We start from the raw sequence: 19,809 nt of genomic DNA on the forward strand, positions 1-19,809 counted from the left end.
CTCCTGCCCGCCCTTGGCGTCCGGCACCTCAGCGCGTCACCTGGGGCATATCGAGTCGTGATCATCGGGTGGTCCTGGTGAGGTCCTTGATCCAGATCATCGAGGCGCGCAGGTGGAGACCGGCGAGGTAGCTGTCGGGAGTCTTGTCGTATCGGGTGGCGATGCCTCGCCATGCTTTGAGCTTGTTGATCAGGCGTTCGACGGTGTTCCGCTCCTTGTGGAGATCGGCGTCGTGGCTGACGGGTCGGCCACCTCTGGAGCCCTTCTTCTTCCGGTTGGCGGCCTGGTCCTTCTTCTCCGGGATGACCGCCTTGATACGGCGTTTGCGCAGGTGGGCGCGGTTTCCGCGGGACGAGTACGCCTTGTCCCCGGCGACCGCGTCCGGCCGGATGCGGGGTCGGCCGACGGGCCCGCGTACCCGTACCTTCTTCAGGACGGGGATGAACTGCGGGCTGTCCGCTGCCTGGCCTGTGGTCAGGATGAACGCCAGCGGGCGGCACTTGCGGTCGGCGGCGAGGTGGACCTTGCTGGTCTGCCCGCCTCTGGAACGTCCGAGGAGGCCGGCCTTCAGCCGGAGTTTCCGCCGACGCCGGATGCGTCGTCGTTCATCCAGCGCGGGATCACATTCGGTCTCTTGCCCGTTTTGCTCTTCGAGGCCGCCCCCTTTGACCTGGCCTTCTCCTCCTCGGCCGCGGCTTTCTCCAGGGCGGTGACGACGTCCTCGTCGAGGTGCATCCCGGCCGCGTCGTGGTGGGCTCGGGCGGTGGTGGAGTCGATGCTGACCAGGGACAGGTCCACCTCACCTCGCTTCGCGGCTTCCGTGATCAGGCCCTCCAGCAGGGCCTCGAAGACGCCGGCGTCACGCCACTGCCGGAAGCGGTTGTGGACGGTCGACCAGGCGCCGAACTCCGTCGGCATCTCCCGCCACTGCCCGCCCGTCTTGAACCGCCAGATCACGCCCTCGAACTGCTGCCGCAGTCGCTCGAGGTACGGGCCGTACTCGCCGATCGGCAGGTACGGCTCGATGAACTCCCAATCCGGATCGGTCAGTTGCACTCGCGTCACGTAAGACCGTCTATCGGACCGGACCGTGCCACGAAGGCACATCCCGCAAATTGATCACGACGCGATACGCGCCCTAGGCCTCAGTCTTTTGAACCACACGTCAAGTTGAGCGGGCACCGACCTCCAGCCGGCCCTGCTCGATCCCGTCGCCCGTGGCCCGCCAAGGCTCCGTGCCACTCTCTCTGCGGTGACGGGCCTAGTGCTTCTCATGCACCCCCAGGCCGGGATCGCACCGGCCGCACGGGGCGCATGGGCTTCACCTGCACCTACTCGATGTCCCCCGTCCCCATACCGGTCCAACGAACCGTCCACCAGGCCCGTCACCAGCACCCAGGATCAGAAACAGCCTCTGACCTTGTTCTTTATGGTCTGACCTGGTCACGTTCGGCGATGGTCTCGGGTCGCTTGACGGTTTTGCCCACGTCGTAGCGGGTGGCGGGGTGCCGGTTCTTCGAGCCGAGTGGCCTGCCAGGGCCGGGCCGGTTGGGTTTGGGCGCACGTGCCGGGCAGGGCAAGTTGGGGCGGAGGTTCCTGAACCCCCGGCGGACCCGGGCGGGAGTGAGCCGACCGGGCTCGGCCGACTTCTCCCAGGGGCGACGGAGGTCCGCGGCCAGCGGCCGGGCGAGGCGGAGTTGGGTATGGGCCGCGATGACCAGCCAGGTCCACCGGTCCGCCGCCTCGGGGGTGCGGAGCTTCGGGCGGGTCCAGCCGAGCGTCTGCTTGATCATCCGGAAGGTGTGCTCCAGGTCGAATCTGCGCAGGAACGCCTGCCAGCGCAGGTCGACGCCCTCGCCCGACATGCCGGTGGCTGACGACCATAGCCAGACAGGGAGCGGATCGTGGCCGCCTGGCAGGCGGTCGACTTCCAGGCGGATCAACGTGCCCTCGATGACGGGGAGTTCGCTGGTATGGTCGATCCACGCGGAGCGGGTGGTCAGCCGGGGGTGAATGCGGTCCAGGCCATCACGCGAGCGGTGCCACAGCGGTCGGTGACCTGCAGGGTCGCGGCATCGGGCGCGCCCCAGGTGTCGGGCTTGGCGAAGCGGAACTCCTTGCCGTGCTTCGGCGGGCGCCCGCCCTGCGGCGGCGAGATCCAGGGAACCGGGACGGGTTTGCGCATCACGCGGTCCGTGCGCATCCGCCCGAGGACCTCCACCGGCAGTCCTTCCAGCAGATAGGCCATGCGCGGAGCGTCGTAGCCGGCGTCGAAGACGACCAGGATGTCGCGGTCACCCGCGTGCCAACGGCCCATGTCGATGAGGTCCTCGACCACCCGGCGGACCTGGGCCGCGGTGACCTCGGCGACATCATCGGCCGGCCCCAGCCGCAACGCGTCCAGGATCTGGCACCACGAGGTCCGGCCCGACTCCAACGCGGCAACGAACGAGTAGGGCCAGCCGGGGACGAATTGGTCCGACGAGCGTCCGCAGCGGCCGTAGACGTGGCAGAACAAGCGGTCGGCACTGCACGGAGCGTCCGGCCGCAGCCAGTGGGTGACGTCCACCGCCAGGACCAGACGCCCGTCGGCGGCCTCGGGCTGCGGCAATCCGGCCAATACCTGCCGCAGTCGCGGCACATCGACGTTCCCGCTGTTCAGCGCGTCGTACATCGCGCCGTGCCCACGCCGGTGCTCGGCCGTCAGCGTGAGGTCCACCGGCGTGGTCACCGGGCCGTCCGCGCACAGCAACGCGTCGGTCAGCTCGAACAGCGTGTCACCGCGCCGGGTCAGGCACGAGTAGAAGTCGTCCCGGATTCCTAATGCTGTTTGTCAAGCCACCAGAGTGATCGGTGGCGCGGGCTCGTAACGCCGCCCGTCGCGCAGAAGAGCCCACAGAACGTTGACGCGGCGGCGGGCAAGAGCGAGGACCGCCTGCGTGTGACGCTTGCCCTCGGCACGCTTGCGTTCGTAAAAGCGCCTGGAGTCCTGGCAGTACCGGATGCTGAACAACGCCGAGGTGTAGAAGACACGTTGGAGGCGGCGGTTGTATCGCTGAGGACGCTTCAGGCTGCCGCTGATCCTGCCAGAGTCTCGGGGCACCGGGGCGACACCGCCGAAGCTGGCAAGTCGGTCCGGTGTGCCGAAGACGGCCATGTCGCCGCCGGTCGCGGCTAGGAACTCGGCGCCGAGGATGACGCTCAGGCCGGGCATGCTGGTGATCACTTCGAAGGCGTGGTGTTCGCGAAACCGGGCCTCGATGCGCTTGTCGAGCTCGGCCACCTGCTCGTTGAGGGCCATCACCTCCTTCGCGAGCGTGTGCATCATCTGGGCGGCCAGCTTCTCCCCGGGCAGGCTGGTGTGTTGGCGCTCTGCGGCGTGGACCGCCGCCTCGGCGAGCCGGTCGGCACGGGTGACCCCGCGGTTACGCAGCCAGGTCTCCAGCCGTCTGGCGCCAATCCGGCGCAAGGCGGCCGGGGTCTGGTAGCCCGTCAGCAAGACGAGCGGGCCAGTGTTGTTGAGGTCCAGAGCTCGTTCCAAGGCCGGGAAGATGCTGCTGATCTGGGCGCGGAGGCGGTTGATGGCTCGTGTGCGGTCGGCGACCAGGTCCATGCGCCGGCCGGTGAGGATCCTGAGGTCGGTGACGGTCTCGTCGCTGGTCCGTAAGGGGTGCAGGTCACGGCGGACGCGGACCTGGTCGGCGATGACTGCGGCATCCTTGGCGTCGGTCTTGCCTTCGCCGCGGTAGCTCTCGGAGGCGCGGTGGATCGCCCGGCCAGAGATGTAACGCACCGGCTGATCGTGGTTGAGGAGGATCGCGATGGTCAGGGCAGCGCCGCCGTCGGCCAGGTCGATGCCCCAGGTCACCTCTTCACCCAAGGTCAGGACGTCGGCGAGGAGTTTGAGGAGTTCGGGTTCGTCGTTGGCGACGCGTCTCGACAGCAGTCGACGACCGCTCTCGTCGATCGCGACGCAATGGTGATGGGTCTTGCCTGCGTCGATGCCGGCCCAGATCGCAGCCATGTGGTGCCTCCGTGCGGTGTTCTGCTGATGCCTCTCACAGACGACCTCGCTGTCGATTCCCTACTCAGCGATCATTCGCAATTCCTAATTGGCAGCCGAGTCGTCGTGGGGCGTCGGGCGGCCAATCCGGGGTAGCCACAAGCGGCAGAAGCGTGAAAGCCACACCCGCGCCCCTGGGTGGGTGAACCATACGAAGGGCTCACCACGTCCCGCAGAACAACGTAGGGAAGTGTGAGGCGAAGTCGAACGCGTCCCGCCGGGCATCGTGGTGCAGCAAACTCACCTCTGCGGCCTTCGTATGAACCTGATTCCGTGGCGGAACACATGATCACGCGAAGGCCGTCCGCCTGCCCGGCGAGTCCCCGGACGAGCGAGCGCGTGCGATGCGACGTTCGAGGCCAGAGGTTGAAAGACAAGCTGAGCGAGCCCGCCGGACGATCAGTCGCCGAAGTAGGCCTTGGCAACGGCGTAGCTGTCCTCGTAGAGGTGGTAACGGGTGATCCGCCCGTCCCGGACCGTGGTGTGCAGGGCGAACGCGGTTTCGATGTCCCGGCCCGTCTTCTTGACCTCGGAGACCATGCGCCCGATGAGCACCACATCGTCGCCCTCGGCGATGACCTGGCGGAGGTCGAACTCCTTGGCTTGCACATGGATCTGCAGCAGCTCGAAGAACGTCCGCATGCCCTCCGCCGAGTCGACCTCCGGTACCCACGGAATGCCCGGCGGGTGCGGGATTGAGAACGACACCGAGTCGGCGAACAGCGCCGCCGCCTCCGCACTCTTCCCCTCGGCGAGCAGCGGGAACAAGCGTTGCACAGTCTGCGTCGGTGACTCTGCTGTCATGCGTGTCGACCTTACAGGCCGGATATGCGGTGCAAGCCCATCAAGCCCTGATTCAAGAGCACCCTCTAGGCCGTGCCGACATGTGTCGAAGCCGCAAGTCAACCGAGGCGGGGCCGTGCCCGCCTGCCCTGTGGGTGCACGGCCCCGTCGGAGGGCTTCAGCTGAGCTGCTCGGCGAGTCCGACGACGATGCCCTCGGGGCCGCGGACGTAGCAGAGCCGATAGATGTTCTCGTACTGCACGATCTCGCCGACGAGTTCGGCACCGTGGGCCCGCAGGCGGGCAACGACGTCCTCGATGTCGTCGACGGCAAACATGATTCGACGAAGGCCGAGCGTGTTCGCCGGCGCGTCTTTCAGCTCGGGGGTGATGGCCTTCGGCCTGTGGAACTTCGCCAGCTCTACTCGCCCGTGGCCGTCCGGGACCCGCAGCATGGCGATGTCCTGCCGGACGTCATCGAGCCCGATGACACGCTCCGCCCCGCGCCATTCGAGTGGCCCCTTACCCTCGAGCTCCATGCCGAGTTCGACGAAGAATGCAATGACAGCCTCAAGGTCGTCGACGACGATGAGGACGTTGTCCATCCGCTGGATCGTCATGTTGGGCCTCCTTCGTGCGGCACGGCCACGGTAGCCGCTTCTGCCCCTGAGACGGAGCTGAGAAGCCGCCCTCGACGTCCTCGGCCACATTCCCTTCGAGAACCGCAGGGCTGTCAGGATCATGGAGTCTCAGCGAGCGGCCTGCACCACTCAAACCTCGATGGCACGCGCTCAAGGTGCAGTGTCATAGAACAATCAGACTTCGATGAGACTGCTCAGACATCGATGGGGCAGGACAGCCGGAGGTTAAAGAACAAGCTGACACAACGTACGGCACGCGCCGCGGCCCGTCCTCTCCCCGCTGGGAGGACGGGCCGCGGTCGTCAGGCCGGCTCAGCAGCCGGTCTTCCCGTTGAAGTCCCAGAACGCGGCCCTGGTCGCCTCGCCGGCGTCCCCGTCGACGGCGAGGTTGTAGTCGCCGACCGAGTTCAGGTAGCGCTGCAGCGCACTGATCGTGTCGGGTCCGACCTTTCCGTCGACTTCGCCCGCGTCAAGGCCCAGGAGGTTGAAATACCGCTGCGCCGCGGTCCAGCTGCTGGTGCCCAGCTTCCCGTCGATCTCGCCGGGGTCGTAACCCGCGTCGCGCAGCCAGCACTGCCAGTTCTTGGCCCGCTGCTCGTCCAGGCCGAGGTTCTCTTCAGCGAGCACGGAGACGTCCTGGGCACTCACCGCGGCCGTGGCAGCCGGCTGAGTCGCCGCGAAGCCGGTGCCCGCGGCCGCCACGCCTCCGGCGGCGATCCCGGCGGCGGTGGCGACACCGACGAGGGTCCTGGTGATGGTGCGCATGTCGTTTTCCTTTCCTGTGGCATCCGGGGATCCGATGAATCGAGCGTGCGGGGCCGGGAGCAGGTGTCGCCACCATCGCCGCAGAAGTGACGTCCGCACGGGACGTCCCACGCGCTGACCTGCCCGGACGGGGCCCATGGAGTCGGTGCGACGGGACGGCTGGGACGCCCTCGGGTCCGGTCCCGTGTCTGCGGGCGCACCATGCGATCCGGGAACGATCGAGGAACGGGGACCGCGAACGCGAGTGAGGGTGACATGTCGCGTTGGAAAGAACTGCCCGCCGAACTGAATCCGCGCGTCCGCCAGTTGGTGGTGCGGCTGCGCCGGTTGAAGGACCACAGCGGGCTGAGCATGCGCCAGTTGGAGACGAAGACCGGGTATAGCGCGAAGTCGTGGGAGCGGTATCTGGGGGGCAGGTCGCTGCCGCCCCCGGAGGCCGTCGAGGCGATGGCCCGGATCTGCGGCGACGATCCGACCAGGCTGCTCGCGCTGCGGGAGGTCGCCATAGAGGCCTGGCGACCACCGGCAACACCACGAACAGCACCAACAACCAAACGGCGTCCGCCGCAGGGCGTGCTGGTGGCGGGGGCCCTGGTCCTGGCCGTCTTCGCGACGGTCCTGCTGGCCGTACAGCTCGACGGCGGGGCGGCTGCCTCGCCGTCGCGGTCGAAGCCCACGTACACCTGCCGCCTGGAGCGGAACGACGGCCGCTGGTACGCGGGCAACAGCCGCACCGCGGACGCCGTCCTGACATCCGGCCAGGCCGGTCCGAAGGTGGCCGAGGCGCAGTGCCTGCTGCGCCGGGCGGGCATCTCGCCGGGAGACGTGGACGGCATCTACGGTCCGCTGACGGAAGCCGCGGTCAAACGCCTCCAGCAGCGGGCCGGCCTGGTCGTCGACGGCATCGTCGGCCCGCACACGTGGGGAGCGCTACGGGCATGACGCGCACGACACCGACACCGACACCGACACCAACACCGGCACCGCCGTCCCCGGAGCGCGCGCGGCTGGCTGCCGCGCTGCGAGACCTGAAGACCCGCACAGGCCTGAGCCTGGCGGGCCTCGCGGCGCGGACCTCGTTCAGCAAGTCGTCCTGGGAGCGCTATCTCAACGGCAGGACCCTGCCGCCGTGCCCGGCGGTGCGGGAGCTGTGCCACCTCGCCGGCGAACCGGAGGGGCGGTGCCTGGCACTGTGGGAGATCGCGGAGTCCCCTGCTCCGGAACCAGGGCCGAGTCCGGGTCCGGGTCCGGGTCCGGTCGCGGAGGAGGACGCGGGGCCTGGTCGCGGGGGTACGGCGGTCGCGCTCGCGTGGGTGTGTGCCGTGGTGGTGGTCGTCGGGAGCGTGGCGGCGACTCTGCTCCTGCTGCCCGGCCAGAGCGACGCATCACGGTCGTCCACGTCGTCGCCCCCGTCGACCGCCTTCGGGCCCCGCTGCCATGAAGCCGCCTGTGACGGCCGGAACCCGATGCACATGAAATGCAGCGTCGCACCGCAGACGCTCGCCTCGCACCGCACGGCCACCGGAGCCCGGCTGGAACTGCGCCACAACACGGAGTGCGGGGCGAGTTGGGCCCGAATGTGGGCCACGCGCGTCGGCGACCGGCTGGAGATCACGGCGGGCGGCCGTACACATTCCGCGAAGGTCGCGGACGACATCGACGCGCGGGCCTACGTCTACACCCCCATGACCGCGGCCGACTCCGGAACCGTCGTCCGGGCCTGCTTCCTCCCGGCGGAGGGCGGCGGGCGGGAGTGCGTCGAGGGCCGGCCGGAGTCGTGGAGGTAGTCGGTGTGGTGGGCTCTGCATCCTCGGACGTCGCAGCGGTGCCGCAGCCGGTGACGGTGGCCAGGAGCAGGGCAGCACTGACGAATGCATGGCGGCGTAGCGACACATGGGCTCCATGCTCGAGTTCTGATGGCGACTCATCGTCCCAAGCAGGCCTCCCTGTTGGGCACGGTGCGCTTACGGCTCACTGCGTCACTGTCAGGTGCGCACCCGGCTCCCCCACGCCCCCGGCTGCCTGCGCTGTACCCGTTCTCCACTCCGATCTCAGCCCTCATCTTCGGTGAACCGGGGGTCGCCAACGGCAAGGCTGTCATCGAACTGCGCAAGGACCTCCGGCTGCCCGCCGCGTTGTCGGCCGTGCAGATCGCCCACGAGCAGGCGTCGGCGGAGTTCTGAGCATGGCCTCCACACGATGGTCGCGACGCCGTGCGCGCAGTGCGGTCCGCCGCGACCTGACCCGTTTCGAGGTCCGGCTGCGCAGTTCCTGCCCCGGCATCGGCTTCACCGCCCGGATCACGGCCACCGTCCTCACCGAGCCGCCCTATCCGGGCACTACCGAGGAGATCGCAAGGGCTGTGCGCACCGCACTCAGACGCGCGGCGGGCGAGGTCTCCACGGACTGTGATCCGGCCGACCTCGCCTCGGCCCGGGACGTCTTGGGCCAGCACCTTGCGCGACAGCGCCAGCTGCCGACCGACCCTCCCGTCGAGTTCACGGCCGAGCTGACCCTGGATCTGCTGCCGGACGACCGGACGGCCGTGGCCACGCTGCTGGCAGCGCAACGTCAGCAGGCCGTCACAGACATGGTGCGCCGACAGAAGACCGATGCGCTCGCCGCCGAACTGGCCGACCCTGCAGCCCTGTTGGTGCGCTGGGTGGAGCGGGAAGGCGTCGACTGGTCCAAGCTCTCCGACCTCGCCGACAACGTGACCAGGGTCGCGGAGGTGTTCGCCCAGCACCGTCCCGAGGACGAGCGCACCGTAGAGCACGGAGCCGTCGAAGTGCTGCGCGAATTCCTCACCAGTTTCCCCGAGCACGCCCAGAAGCGAATGCTGTACGCCCTCCTGGCCGCCGGTATGGATACGACCCAGCGACCGCAGCACGCCGCGAAAGCGCTGGCCCTGCTCAACGGGCACGCGGTGGTGGATCCGGAGGGTGAGTCGTGAGGCAGATGTCGGGCATCCGCCTGCGGCTCGCGGACGCGGTGATCCGGTGAGAACGTCAGTGTGGCGATGGCTGCTCTCGCCATGGACGAGTTGGCGTGCGTGGCAGCTCGCGCGGGCCACCGACGCACGGGAGTTGGCCATGGTGGTCGCGGCCCGCGCCGCCGTCGCCGCCGAGTACGGCGACGTGGCCATGCACTCGTCCAACTCGCCCGCAACGCCGATGCGTACGTGAAGTTGTTGAACCTGGCCGACACTGGTGTGGAGACCTGGAGACCACAGGATCAAAAGGGAAGATTCCCTTCTGGCTTCACTTCCGCCCTTGCCTCGCTCCACGACAGGGGGTAAGGCTGACCTATTGCTATCGATCGGTGTTCCGTGTGAGTATGCGACGGACGCCAACGCGTTCGGTGACGAGACTACGGGGGTAGTGCGATGTCCGGGTATTCACTCCTTGAAGCCTGTAGGGCGATCTGCCCCTCCTGATCCGTTGTTGCGACGTATGCATTTCCGCCCCGCTGAATGCCGCAGTCGGTATCGAGCGCTGGGCATCATGTGATACGCACCGTTCGCGAAACTGATATCGAGGACTTTCATGCTGCCCAGAGGCAACCCGGCGGTGCCCCATGACCGTGAAGAAATGAACCTCTACGCACTCTTAGATAAAAGCCTGAAACTGCACCACGATCGCATAGCCGTAACCGACGATGACGGATCTCACCGCTATGCCCGACTGGGGCAGCGAGTAAACGAGATAGCGAGTGCCTTATTTGAGGCCGGGTGTCAGTCGCGCACCCGTGTATGTCTGGCCGTCGGTCATCGATTAGACCTGGTGGCTTCGGTGCTCGCGGTGCTGCGGCTCGGCGCGACATATGTGCCGATAGACACCAGGAATCCCGTCGACCGGATCAGGTACATTGTCGACGACAGCGAAGCCACGATGGTTATCTGCTCGGCCGAGTACGTGGAGACAGTCGGTCAGCTGGGCCTCGTCGAGCTGCGGTTGGACGGGCTGAGCCGCCCCGGCGAGACCGTGCCGACGGTGGTCGTCCCCTCGTCTGAGCTGGCCTACATCCTCTACACCTCAGGGTCGACCGGAAGACCCAAGGGCGTCGGCATCACCCACGGAAACCTCCTGAACTACGTCCGGTGGGCGAGTGACAGGTACTTGCAGTCCCCGGACGACAGAATCGCGCTGTATACGACCCTGGCGTTCGATTTCACGGTGACCTGCTTATTTCCGCCCCTGATCGCCGGCGCTTCGATTGGTATCTACGATGGTGTCGCCGACCCTATGGCGATCCAGCGAATCCTGGCGGACGAAGACGTCAACGTCGTCAAGATAACTCCGTCGTACCTCTACCTCTTGTCCCATCTGCTCAACGGTCACCGGCACATTAGGCGACTGATTGTCGGCGGCGAGGATCTGACGGCCGAGCTCGCGGCGAAGGTCCACGCTCAGTTGATGGGGAGCGCCGAGATCGTCAACGAGTACGGTCCCACGGAAGCCACCGTTGGCTGCATTACCCACACCTTCGATCCCGCCGTGGACCGGGACGGCTCAGTGCCGATCGGTGAGCCGATACCGGGAATGCGGGCATACGTCGTCAACAAGTACGGCGACCCGGTGGCCGATGGCGAGGAAGGTGAGATCCTCCTCTCCGGGAAAAGCGTCGCCCCCGGGTATCTACGCCCAGAATCTCACGCCTTCACTGATAATCCATTTGACCCGGGAACGGTCGTGTACCGGACCGGAGACATTGCCCGGCGGGGCACCGACGGCAACCTCCTGTTCATCGGGAGAAAAGACGACCAGGTTAAGATCCGCGGAAACAGGGTCGAGCTGTCGGAGGTCTCCGCAGCGATCCTGAACCATCCGATGGTGGCCTCGGCGTACGTCACGGCCGTCCGCGAGCACGGATCCCGCGCGCTGGCCGCTGTGGTCACGGGCGACCCCGGCCTCACCGAGGCCCTACTCCAGAAGCACCTCGCGCAACAGCTGCCTGGGTACGCAGTGCCCACCAGCCTTAAGGTCATCGACGCACTACCGCTGACCTTCAATCAGAAAGTAGACCGTGACGCCGTACTGACCATCTTTCGTAACGGGGAGGCCACACGATGACCACATGGACCACGGACGCATACCAGCATGCCATCGACACCATCACGCCGATCTGGGCGGAGCTGCTGAACACAGAAACCGGCCTCGTCACCGAGTCCACGCACTTCTTCGAGTCCGGCGGACACTCGCTCACCGCGATGCTGCTGGTCACCAGGGTGTCAGGAGAGCTGGGCAAGTCGGTTCCCCTCTTCGCGCTGGTGGAGAACCCCACGCTCTCCGCGTTCGTCAGCTATGTGCTGAAGGCTGATGAGGAGGCGGTGGTCGAGGAGGCGAAGGCACCGGACGGCTCCATGACCCAGACGGAACGGCTGCTGCGCTACAACGAGCCCGAGCGCCAAGAGTCCCGGAACCAGCGGTTCGAACGCTACTACGCCACCGCCATGGCCAGTGACGCCCACGCGGAGTTCTGCCGGCAGGTCTACGGCCGGAACCTCGGTCAGCACGGCATGGCGGATTTCACGCAGATCGACCGGATGCTCGCCCTGCTCGCCCCGAAGGAGGGTGACACCGTCCTGGACCTCGGCTGTGGATACGGACTGATCTCCCAGTACATCGCGGAGCAGACCGGAGCGAACGTCGTCGGCGTCGATCTGTCGGCCAGCGCTATCGCCTATGCCGATATGTTGGCCGAGTCGGACAGCCGACTGCGCTTTCACACCATGGACGTCCGCGACCTGCGCTTCCCGCCCCGCACCTTCACGCACATCATCTCCATCGACACCATCTATTACGCCCCGTCGCTGAAGTCGCTGCTACGCAGGTTCCAGGAGATCGGCACCGACGCCGTACGGCTTGGGATCGTCCGGACGTTCCCGATGCGAACCTTCACTGCGGAGACATGGAGCCCCGACCTCACAGAGCTGGCGACGCTGCTCAAAGAGATGTTCGGCGGCTACGAGTCCGTCGACCTGAGCCGGGAAGAGAACGAGCACTGGCGGAAGAAGGTCACCGTGCTCGAATCGCTCCGGGAGAGGTTCCTCGAGGAGCGCAACGAGGAGCTGTTCCAGTTCCGGTACAGCGAGGCGGAGTACGAGGCCGGAATCGAGCAGCTCCGGTACATGTTCGTGTCGAGGAACTCGTGACCGGCGGACGGGCCCAGGTGCTGCAACCCGCGCGGGTCTCGGACCATCCGCCCGCGCGGGGCATCTCCTACAACCAGGAGCAGATTTGCCTGCTCAGCGCCTTCTACCCGCGCAATCAGGCGTACAACGCGCAGGCGACGATCCACATCAGGGGCGAGCTGGACTTGGTCTGCCTGGAGCGGGCCGTGACGCACGTCATCGACCGGCACGAGATGCTACGCACCACGATCAGCCTGGGCAGCTCCGGCTACCTGGCGACCGTCCACGAGCCCTTTCCCTTCGACATCCCGTTCCACGACCTGTCCGGGCTGCCGGAACCGGAGCGGCAGCAGGCGCTCGAGGAGCTGCGCCTCGCGCGACAGCACCAGGTCTTCGACCCCGCGACGCTCCCGCTGCTGAGCATCGACGCGGTGCGGCTCGCGCCCGGTGCGTGGACGCTGATCCAGGTCGAGCACCACGCCGTCCACGACGGCTGGTCGTTCGGCCGGTTCTGGGAGGAGGTGCAGGCCGCCTATAACGCCCTGGCGGCCGGTCTGCGGCCCGACCTGCCGCCGGTGCCAGCGCAGTACCAGCAGTTCGTCAGCTGGCAGCGCGGCCGGATGGAGGGGGAGTACGGCCGGGAGGCGGTCGACTTCTGGGCCGACTATCTGGACGGCGCCGGGGAGGTGACGGTCGGCGGTCCGCCGACCCGGGTGGACAGCCTGGACGGCCACAACCTCGAGGCCACGCTGCCCGCGGAATCCTTCGGTCGGATCCGCGACACCGCCCGGCGCCTGGCTGTCTCGCCGTTTGTACTGATGCTCGGCGTCTACGCGCAGATGCTGGCCGAGAAGAGCGGCGAGACCGACTTCTGCGTCGGCACCGCGGTCAACGCCAGGACCGAGACCGACCTGGAGCCGATGCTCGGCATGGTGGTGAACACCATGCCGGTGCGGGTCAGGGTCCCCGAGGGAGGGCCACCGGCTGACGTCTTCCGCGGCGTCCAGAGGTCGCTGTTCCGGGCGCTGCGCTACAACGACGTGCCCCTGTCGCTGATGGTCCGCCAGCTGAAAACCGCGCAGCGGCCGGGCCGTAATCCGGTCTTCCAGCACTGCTTCAGCTTTCACGACTCGCAGGTGCCACGACTGGAGTTGGGGAACTGCGCGGCCGAGATCCGCGAGGGGCAGAACCACACCGCGAAGTTCGACATGAACGTCGTGGTGATCCCGCCGAGTCCCACGCGGGACGCCGGGCACGCGCGGATGTTCTGGCAGTTCTCGCGGAGCGTCTTCTCGCGCGCGGAGGCGGTCGCTCTCGTCCGCGACTATGAGCAGTTGCTGGAGAGGGTTCTTCGTGAGCCATAGCACAGCGGACACAACGACGCCGCCGAGCCGGGCGACGAAGTACGTGCCCGCCGTGGTCATGGGGCTGGGCGGCTTCTTCGCCACCTTCGATCTGACCGCGGTCGCGCTCATCCTCACCGACCTCGGCCGGGAATTCGACGTGGATGTCGCCGGCTCGGTGTGGATCATGAACGGCTACAGCCTGGCGCTGACCGTCATGCTCCTCATTGCAGGTGTGCTGTCCGACCGTTACGGTCACCGGCTCTCGGTCATGGTCGGCTCCGCGCTCCTCCTGGTCGCATCTGTGGTCTGCGCGTTCGCCCCGCACTACGGCGTCCTGATCGGCGGGCGGGTCGTTCAGGGGATCGGCGGGGCGTTTATCGTCTGCGGCGGCCTGGCGTTGGTCGGCCGGATCTACACGGAGAAGGCCGCGCGGGTACGCGCCTTCGCCCTCATCGGCACGATCCAGGGCATGGCGCTGGTGGCAGGTCCCGGGCTCGGCGGCGTCATCGCGAGCGTGCTCGGCTGGCAGTGGATCTTCCTGATCAACATTCCGGTCTGCGCGGTCATCATCGCGGGCTGCCTGGTGGCGAGGGAAGCGCCCGGTGTCCGCAAGAACAACCCGCTTGACCTGCCCGGCCTGGCCGCCTTCAGCGTGTTCCTGTTCCTGGCGACCTGGTTGCTGATGTACGGCCCGGTCATCGGCGGTACAACGGTGAGCAAACCGCTGGTCGTCGCGGTGCTGATCGCAGTCTTCGCCCTGTTCGTGTGGACCGAACGAAAGGCCCGGCACCCGGCCGTCGACCTCGGCCTCTTCCGGATGCGGGTGTTCGCGGGCCTGGCGCTGGTGCCGCTGTGTCTCGCGGTCAGCTACTGGTCGCTGATGGTCTATCTGCCGATGTTCCTGGAGTCCTCGATGGACCTGGGCACCGAGAAGCTCTCGTACCTCATGCTCTTCTTCACCGTGCCGATGTTCGCGGTCCCCTACCTGGTCACGCCGGTGGCCACGAGGGCGAAGCAGAGCACCTTTTACTCCGGCGGCCTGACTGTGGTGGCCGCCGGGTGCCTGATCATCGGCGTCGGCGCCCAGAAGACCGCGCTGGCCGTGGTGATCGCGGGAATGACCGTCGCCGGTATCGGCGCGGCCACCGTGCAGAACCAGGTGACTGGCGCGCTCATCGCGAGTGCGCCGCCGGACCGGGCCGGTTCCGTCGCCGCGATCATGACGATCCTGCGACAGGGCGGTTTCGCCGTCGGCAGTGCCTTGCTGTCCAACGCCACCAGCGGGTACTCGGGGCTGTTCGGGATCTGCGTGCTGGTGGCCGGGGCCGGCGCGGTGTGCACGTTCCTGCTCATCCGTTCGGACGAATCGAGACGTGACCGAGGAATGGAGTGACCGGTGGAACGGAATCGGGATGACAGCCGAGCCGCCATCGCACAGACGGTGGAGGCGATCTGGCGTGAGGTCCTTAACAGGGACGCCGCCGACCCGCAAGACAACTTCTTCGACCTCGGGGGAAATTCGCTGGGCGTGGTGAAGTTCCTCGCCCAGATCGAGGACTCCTTAGGCCTCGATGTCCTCATGCCGGAGGAGCTCTACCAGACGCCGACCCTGTCGGCGGTCGTGTCGACGATCGAGTCCCGCGTCCGCCGTGCCGACAGCAGCTTCCCAGGCGGGACGATCGCCGAGGTGTTCGCGGAGCGCGCCGCCGAGGCCCCGGAGGCGATCGCACTGCGTTTCCGTGACCGCGCCGTGACGTACCGGGAGCTCGACCGCGCCGCCAACGACCTCGCCTGGCGGCTGCACCGGGAGGGGGTCAAGCCCGGCACGGTCGTCGCCACGGCAATGGCGCGCACGCCCGAGTTCGTCGCCGCACTGCTGGGCATCCTCAAGGCCGGCGGCGCCTATCTGCCGATCGACCCGGGGTGGCCGGCCGCCCGGCTGGCCACGATGACCGACCTGGCCTCCGTTCCGGTCGTCGTCACGGACGAGGCGACCGACGCGCCGCTGCCGGACCACGTCACCCGCATGCGCGTCGGCGCCACGGACGCCGCGGGCCGGGACGACGGCCCGGACGTCGAAGTGGCTGCCGCGGGCGCCGCCATCGTCAACTTCACCTCCGGGTCGACAGGCGAGCCAAAGGGAGTGCTGACCCCGCACCACGGCGTCACCAGCCTGCTGTTCCCGGCGGCCTACACGGAGCTCTCAGCCGACACCGTGCTGCTCCAGCACATGTCCCCGAGCTTCGACGCGATGACGATCGAGCTGTGGGGAGCGCTGCTGCACGGTGGCACCTGCGTCCTGTTCGACGGCATGTTCCCCAGCGTCAGCCGACTCCGTGCGGCCATCTACGACAACGGCGTCAACACGCTGGTACTGACCACCGCGCTGTTCAACGTCATCGTCGACAGCGCACCGGACCTGCTGGACCCACTGGTCGCGCTGATCCTCGGCGGCGAGGCGCAGTCCCCGCGGCACATCCGCGCGGCGCATGAGCGGCTGCCGAAGCTGCCGATCATCAACGCCTACGGCCCCACCGAGACGACGGTCATCGCGACCTGCTTCCCGGTTGCCGAGCTCGCGGCGGACGCCTCCTCGGTGCCGATCGGCCGCCCCATCGCCCACCGTGAGGTGTCGATCCTCGGGCCGGACCTCACCCCGGTGGCGCCGGGCGAGACCGGCGAGATCTGTGTGTCGGGCCCAGGCCTGTCGATCGGCTACGTCGGCCGCCCCGATCTGACAGACGAACGGTTTATCACGATCCGGACCGAGGACGGCAGACCCCGGCGGATCTACCGCACGGGGGACCTCGCCCGCGTCAACCCGGCCGGCGAGATGGAGTTCCTGGGACGTGCCGACCGCCAGGTGAAGCTCAACGGGCAGCGCATCGAGCTCGAGGAGATCGAGCGCGCCCTGGAGGCGCACCCCGGCGTCCTCCAGGCGGTCGCGCTGGTGCACGGCGAAGGAGTGACCCGGACCCTGCAGGCAGTGCTGGTCGCGCCGGACGGGGTGCCGGACGACCTGCGGAGGGTCCTGTCCCGTTCACTTCCCGACTACATGATCCCCATGGGCGTGCGCGCGATCGACACGCTGCCGCTCACCACGAACGGCAAGGTCGACCGGGCCGCCCTGACCGAGCTGCTCGACCAGGTCTGAGTACCCGTCCGTTGTTCCGCCGACTGTGAAGAGAGGTTCAGGTGCCAGCGAAGCCCTTGCCGGTGCTGGTCGACTACGCCCGCCGCAACTCACCGTTCTACGCTGATCTCTACCGTGACCTGCCCGAGGTGATCACCGACCTCACCCAGCTCCCCGTCGTGGATCAGGAGGCCTTCTGGGACGCGAACACCTTCCCGGGCAACCGGCTGCTTACCAGGCCGTTGACAAACGGAATCGTGTACAAGTCCGGCGGCACCACCGGCGCGCCGAAGTTCTCCCCGTGGGACGAGGAGGAGAACACCGATGCCGTCGTCGCGTTCGGCACCGGGCTGGTGCGGGCAGGGGTGCGCCCCGGCCACCGAGTAGCCAATCTGTTCTTCGCCGGCGAGTTGTACAGCGGCTTTGCCTTTATGAACGACGTGTTGACGCACGCCCCCATCGAGAATCTGCGGCTGCCGATCGCCGGTGCGGCGCCGGTGGAGTTCGTCGCCTCCGTGTTCAAGGAGTTCGGCGTCAATGTCACCTGCGGTATGGCGTCGACGCTGGTCCGGCTGGCCGACCTGTTGATCGAGCGCGGTGAGGTCGCCGACTCGGTCGAACGGCTGCTCTTCGCCGGCGAGCCGCTCTTCGACGATGTCCGCTCGGTGCTTGCTCAGGCATTCCCCAAGGCCACCGTGGGGTCGCTCGGATACGCCGCGGTCGACGGCGGCCCGCTCGGCGCACCCGTCCCCGGCGACGACGTGCGGGTACACGAGTCACTCGCGCCCTACAGCCTCATCGAGCTGCTCGACGAGGCAACCGGCGAGCCGATCACCCGGGCCGGCATGCCGGGCCGGGTGATCGCGACCAACACGTCCCGGACGCTGATGCCTGTCATCCGCTACCCGGTCGGTGACCGTGCCGAGTGGACCGATGTGGAGCGGAAGCAGTTCCGCTTGCTGGGCCGCTCCGAGGACGCCGTGAAGGTCGGCCCGGACGTGCTGCGCCCCGGCGAGGTCCGCAACGTCATCGCCCGGGCCGACCGGGACGGGGTGGTGACCGGAATGCAGCTGGTCGCGCGTCGCTGGGAGGGCAGGGATGGACTGGTGCTGCGGCTGGCTGCGCAGGAGCAGGCCCCGGACGGTCTGGACCAGGCGGTTATCGACGCCGTGTACGCGGCCAGTCCGCCGTATCCCCGCGCGGTCCGCCGGGGCACCATCCACCCGATCACAGTGGAGTGGGTGCGCCCCGCCGAGCTGACGACGAACCCCCGCACCGGCAAGCTGATCGAGGTCGTGGACGAGCGGCCCAGCCCCTGACCCTGGCTGGTCAGGTCGATGCGTGGCGGGCCACCGGCGCCTCCACAAGCAGCCTGTCGTGAACAGGGCATATCCCACCGCCCTGTTCACGGCGTTCATCTGCGACTTCTGCTGTTGACGGTCGAGGCGGTGGCGCACACCTCGGGGAGAGCTCGCGGAGCCGAAGTGTCTGTGCGGTCTTGATCCAGCGGGCCGGGCCGCCGCTGCCGATGCCCAGGGCCACCCAGCTCAAGCCGACCGCAGCAGAGGCGGGGGAACGATCTTGATCGGGTTGGGGAACGATCTTGGAGGGCTCGGGAACGCGCTGGTCAGACCCACTCGTGAACAGCCCTGCCTGGCCGAAGGCTTCGTCATGCGGCCAGGCAGCGGCGTGCTGAGACACTTTCGGGTTGGAACAGGTTGACAGACTCCATAACGCCCTAGTCCACCCAGTACAGCGTCTTCGGGTCGTCGTCATGGGGGCCTTTGCCCAGCGCCTTGCGGGCGATGTCGAGTTGCCGGGCGCACGCCTTCTTCGCGCCGGTCTTCGACAGGGCGCGGGCGGTGCGAGCCGCCAGCATGGCGTGCATCCGTGGAGTCGCCTTCCGCCTCACCTGCTCTTGCGCCGTCTGAAGGAGCGATACCGCCCTGCCCGCGTGCCCGGGGGTGGAGTAGCACTGGATCGCGGCGAACGAGAGCGCATAGGCCCCGCTGATCGGATCGCCGGCCTCGGCGGAGGCGCGGAGGGAGCCGTCGAAGAAGCGTTGTGCGACGCCGGGGCGGCTCTGGTCGAAGGCCGCCCACGCGACCTGCCGCGCCGCCTCGGACGCCATCGCATGCAAGTAGTCCACGGTCCGGCCGTCGTAGCGGCGCGATGAGATCAGTTTGACGATCAAGGACAGTTCACTGCGGGCCAGTTGGTACACCTCGCCGCTGCCGAGCTCGTCATCGAGGTGCCGGAAATGGTCAAGGCGATCGTCGACATGGGCTAACAGCGCCGGACCGCTGGGGAGAGCGGCGGACGGGCCGTCTGTCCGGATCGGCTCCAGGGCCTTGGACCAGCTGCTCGCCGAGACGGAGAGCGTGCTCGCCCAGCTCGCCGAAGAGGTCGTAGACACCCCCGACCAAGGCCTCCTCGAACGGGCCGCACAGGCACCTCTCGGCTACACCCTGGCCGCTCACCAACTCGGCGCCCGCCACTGGTCGCTTCAACCGCTGGTCCGCTTCTCCGCACGCCGCGTCCGGACCATCAGCCAACGCCTGCCCGATCGCGCCATCCGTGCCGGCATCGTCCGCACCGGTCTGAGCGTCCAAGGAGGCATCGACGCCCTCACGGCCGCCGACCGCATCGCCACCGCTCTCGAGGAACGCCCCGCACTCCTCGATCGCGACAACTGGCACGAATTGCAGGAACTTGTCCTGACCGCAGCCACCACGGTCTTGGAACTTCAGCGGGGCGCCCGCAAGAAAAAGGTTCCCGTCGCCGCCATCGCCCCCGCCGCAGCCGACTGGATTGCTGGCCTTCCACCGACGGACATCCACGACCGGCACAAGAGCGCGCTGCACACGGCCGGTATCACGAAGACCACCGTCGTGCTCGACACTCCTTGAACTACGCCGCGGCACCTCACACGAAGGCCGACTCACC

17 protein-coding genes and 2 pseudogenes are annotated in these 19,809 nt (G+C 67.7%); 12 read left to right on the top strand and 7 right to left on the bottom strand.

Annotation, left to right across the window (positions count from 1 at the left end; translation table 11 throughout):
• Positions 1 to 61: 61 nt before the first annotated feature.
• The 6 genes and pseudogenes from QQY66_RS03440 to QQY66_RS03465 all read right to left on the bottom strand — a co-directional run bounded on the left by QQY66_RS03440 (position 62) and on the right by QQY66_RS03465 (position 6,251).
• Positions 62 to 1,065: pseudogene (locus tag QQY66_RS03440) on the bottom strand (IS5 family transposase).
• Positions 1,066 to 1,427: 362 nt separating this feature from the next.
• Positions 1,428 to 2,818, bottom strand: a pseudogene (locus tag QQY66_RS03445) (NF041680 family putative transposase).
• Positions 2,819 to 2,833: 15 nt separating this feature from the next.
• Complete coding sequence (locus QQY66_RS03450; protein WP_301977523.1) at positions 2,834 to 4,024, bottom strand: IS110 family transposase; 1,191 nt, start codon at positions 4,022 to 4,024, stop codon at positions 2,834 to 2,836.
• Between the two features lie 438 nt (positions 4,025 to 4,462).
• Positions 4,463 to 4,867 (bottom strand): nuclear transport factor 2 family protein, encoded by a 405-nt coding sequence (locus QQY66_RS03455; RefSeq protein WP_301977525.1) that lies wholly within the window; start codon positions 4,865 to 4,867, stop codon positions 4,463 to 4,465.
• Between the two features lie 157 nt (positions 4,868 to 5,024).
• Entirely contained in the window at positions 5,025 to 5,465 is a 441-nt protein-coding gene (locus QQY66_RS03460; RefSeq protein WP_301977526.1) for a VOC family protein, read from the bottom strand.
• Between the two features lie 333 nt (positions 5,466 to 5,798).
• Positions 5,799 to 6,251: a peptidoglycan-binding protein gene (locus QQY66_RS03465; RefSeq protein WP_301977527.1), complete on the bottom strand. Its 453-nt coding sequence runs from the start codon at positions 6,249 to 6,251 to the stop codon at positions 5,799 to 5,801.
• A gap of 255 nt (positions 6,252 to 6,506) precedes the next feature.
• Between QQY66_RS03465 and QQY66_RS03470 the strand changes: the two genes are divergently transcribed.
• The 11 genes from QQY66_RS03470 (at position 6,507) to QQY66_RS03520 (ending at position 18,182) form a co-directional block, all read left to right on the top strand.
• A complete protein-coding gene (locus tag QQY66_RS03470) occupies positions 6,507 to 7,193 on the top strand; it encodes a peptidoglycan-binding protein (protein ID WP_301977528.1) in 687 nt (228 codons plus the stop codon).
• Positions 7,190 to 8,038 (top strand): XRE family transcriptional regulator, encoded by an 849-nt coding sequence (locus QQY66_RS03475; protein ID WP_301977529.1) that lies wholly within the window; start codon positions 7,190 to 7,192, stop codon positions 8,036 to 8,038. Before QQY66_RS03470 ends, QQY66_RS03475 begins: the two co-directional genes overlap by 4 nt.
• Positions 8,039 to 8,167: 129 nt before the next feature.
• On the top strand, positions 8,168 to 8,434 hold the full coding sequence (locus QQY66_RS03480) for a hypothetical protein (protein WP_301977530.1): 267 nt from the start codon (positions 8,168 to 8,170) through the stop codon (positions 8,432 to 8,434).
• Between the two features lie 2 nt (positions 8,435 to 8,436).
• Positions 8,437 to 9,204, top strand: coding sequence for a hypothetical protein (locus QQY66_RS03485; protein ID WP_301977531.1), 768 nt, complete (start codon positions 8,437 to 8,439; stop codon positions 9,202 to 9,204).
• 46 nt (positions 9,205 to 9,250) lie between these two features.
• Complete coding sequence (locus QQY66_RS03490; protein ID WP_301977532.1) at positions 9,251 to 9,436, top strand: hypothetical protein; 186 nt, start codon at positions 9,251 to 9,253, stop codon at positions 9,434 to 9,436.
• Positions 9,437 to 9,841: 405 nt separating this feature from the next.
• Positions 9,842 to 11,323: an amino acid adenylation domain-containing protein gene (locus QQY66_RS03495; protein WP_301977533.1), complete on the top strand. Its 1,482-nt coding sequence runs from the start codon at positions 9,842 to 9,844 to the stop codon at positions 11,321 to 11,323.
• Positions 11,320 to 12,405: a methyltransferase domain-containing protein gene (locus QQY66_RS03500; protein WP_301977534.1), complete on the top strand. Its 1,086-nt coding sequence runs from the start codon at positions 11,320 to 11,322 to the stop codon at positions 12,403 to 12,405. The genes QQY66_RS03495 and QQY66_RS03500 overlap by 4 nt, the downstream gene beginning before the upstream one ends.
• Entirely contained in the window at positions 12,402 to 13,748 is a 1,347-nt protein-coding gene (locus QQY66_RS03505; RefSeq protein ID WP_301977535.1) for a condensation domain-containing protein, read from the top strand. Before QQY66_RS03500 ends, QQY66_RS03505 begins: the two co-directional genes overlap by 4 nt.
• Positions 13,738 to 15,123, top strand: a complete 1,386-nt coding sequence (locus QQY66_RS03510; protein WP_301977536.1) for an MFS transporter — start codon at positions 13,738 to 13,740, stop codon at positions 15,121 to 15,123. Before QQY66_RS03505 ends, QQY66_RS03510 begins: the two co-directional genes overlap by 11 nt.
• 3 nt (positions 15,124 to 15,126) lie before the next feature.
• Positions 15,127 to 16,884 (top strand): amino acid adenylation domain-containing protein, encoded by a 1,758-nt coding sequence (locus QQY66_RS03515; RefSeq protein WP_301977538.1) that lies wholly within the window; start codon positions 15,127 to 15,129, stop codon positions 16,882 to 16,884.
• Positions 16,885 to 16,925: 41 nt separating this feature from the next.
• Entirely contained in the window at positions 16,926 to 18,182 is a 1,257-nt protein-coding gene (locus QQY66_RS03520; RefSeq protein WP_301977539.1) for a phenylacetate--CoA ligase family protein, read from the top strand.
• 419 nt (positions 18,183 to 18,601) lie between these two features.
• Here the strand turns inward: QQY66_RS03520 and QQY66_RS03525 are convergent, their stop codons facing one another.
• A complete protein-coding gene (locus QQY66_RS03525; protein WP_301977540.1) occupies positions 18,602 to 19,279 on the bottom strand; it encodes a hypothetical protein in 678 nt (225 codons plus the stop codon).
• On the opposite strand from QQY66_RS03525, the gene QQY66_RS03530 reads away from it, so the two are divergent.
• A complete protein-coding gene (locus tag QQY66_RS03530) occupies positions 19,245 to 19,772 on the top strand; it encodes a hypothetical protein (protein WP_301977542.1) in 528 nt (175 codons plus the stop codon). The two genes, QQY66_RS03525 and QQY66_RS03530, sit on opposite strands and share 35 nt — an antisense overlap.
• Positions 19,773 to 19,809: the final 37 nt, after the last annotated feature.

The organism is Streptomyces sp. DG2A-72, from assembly GCF_030499575.1.
Taxonomy (GTDB): domain Bacteria; phylum Actinomycetota; class Actinomycetes; order Streptomycetales; family Streptomycetaceae; genus Streptomyces.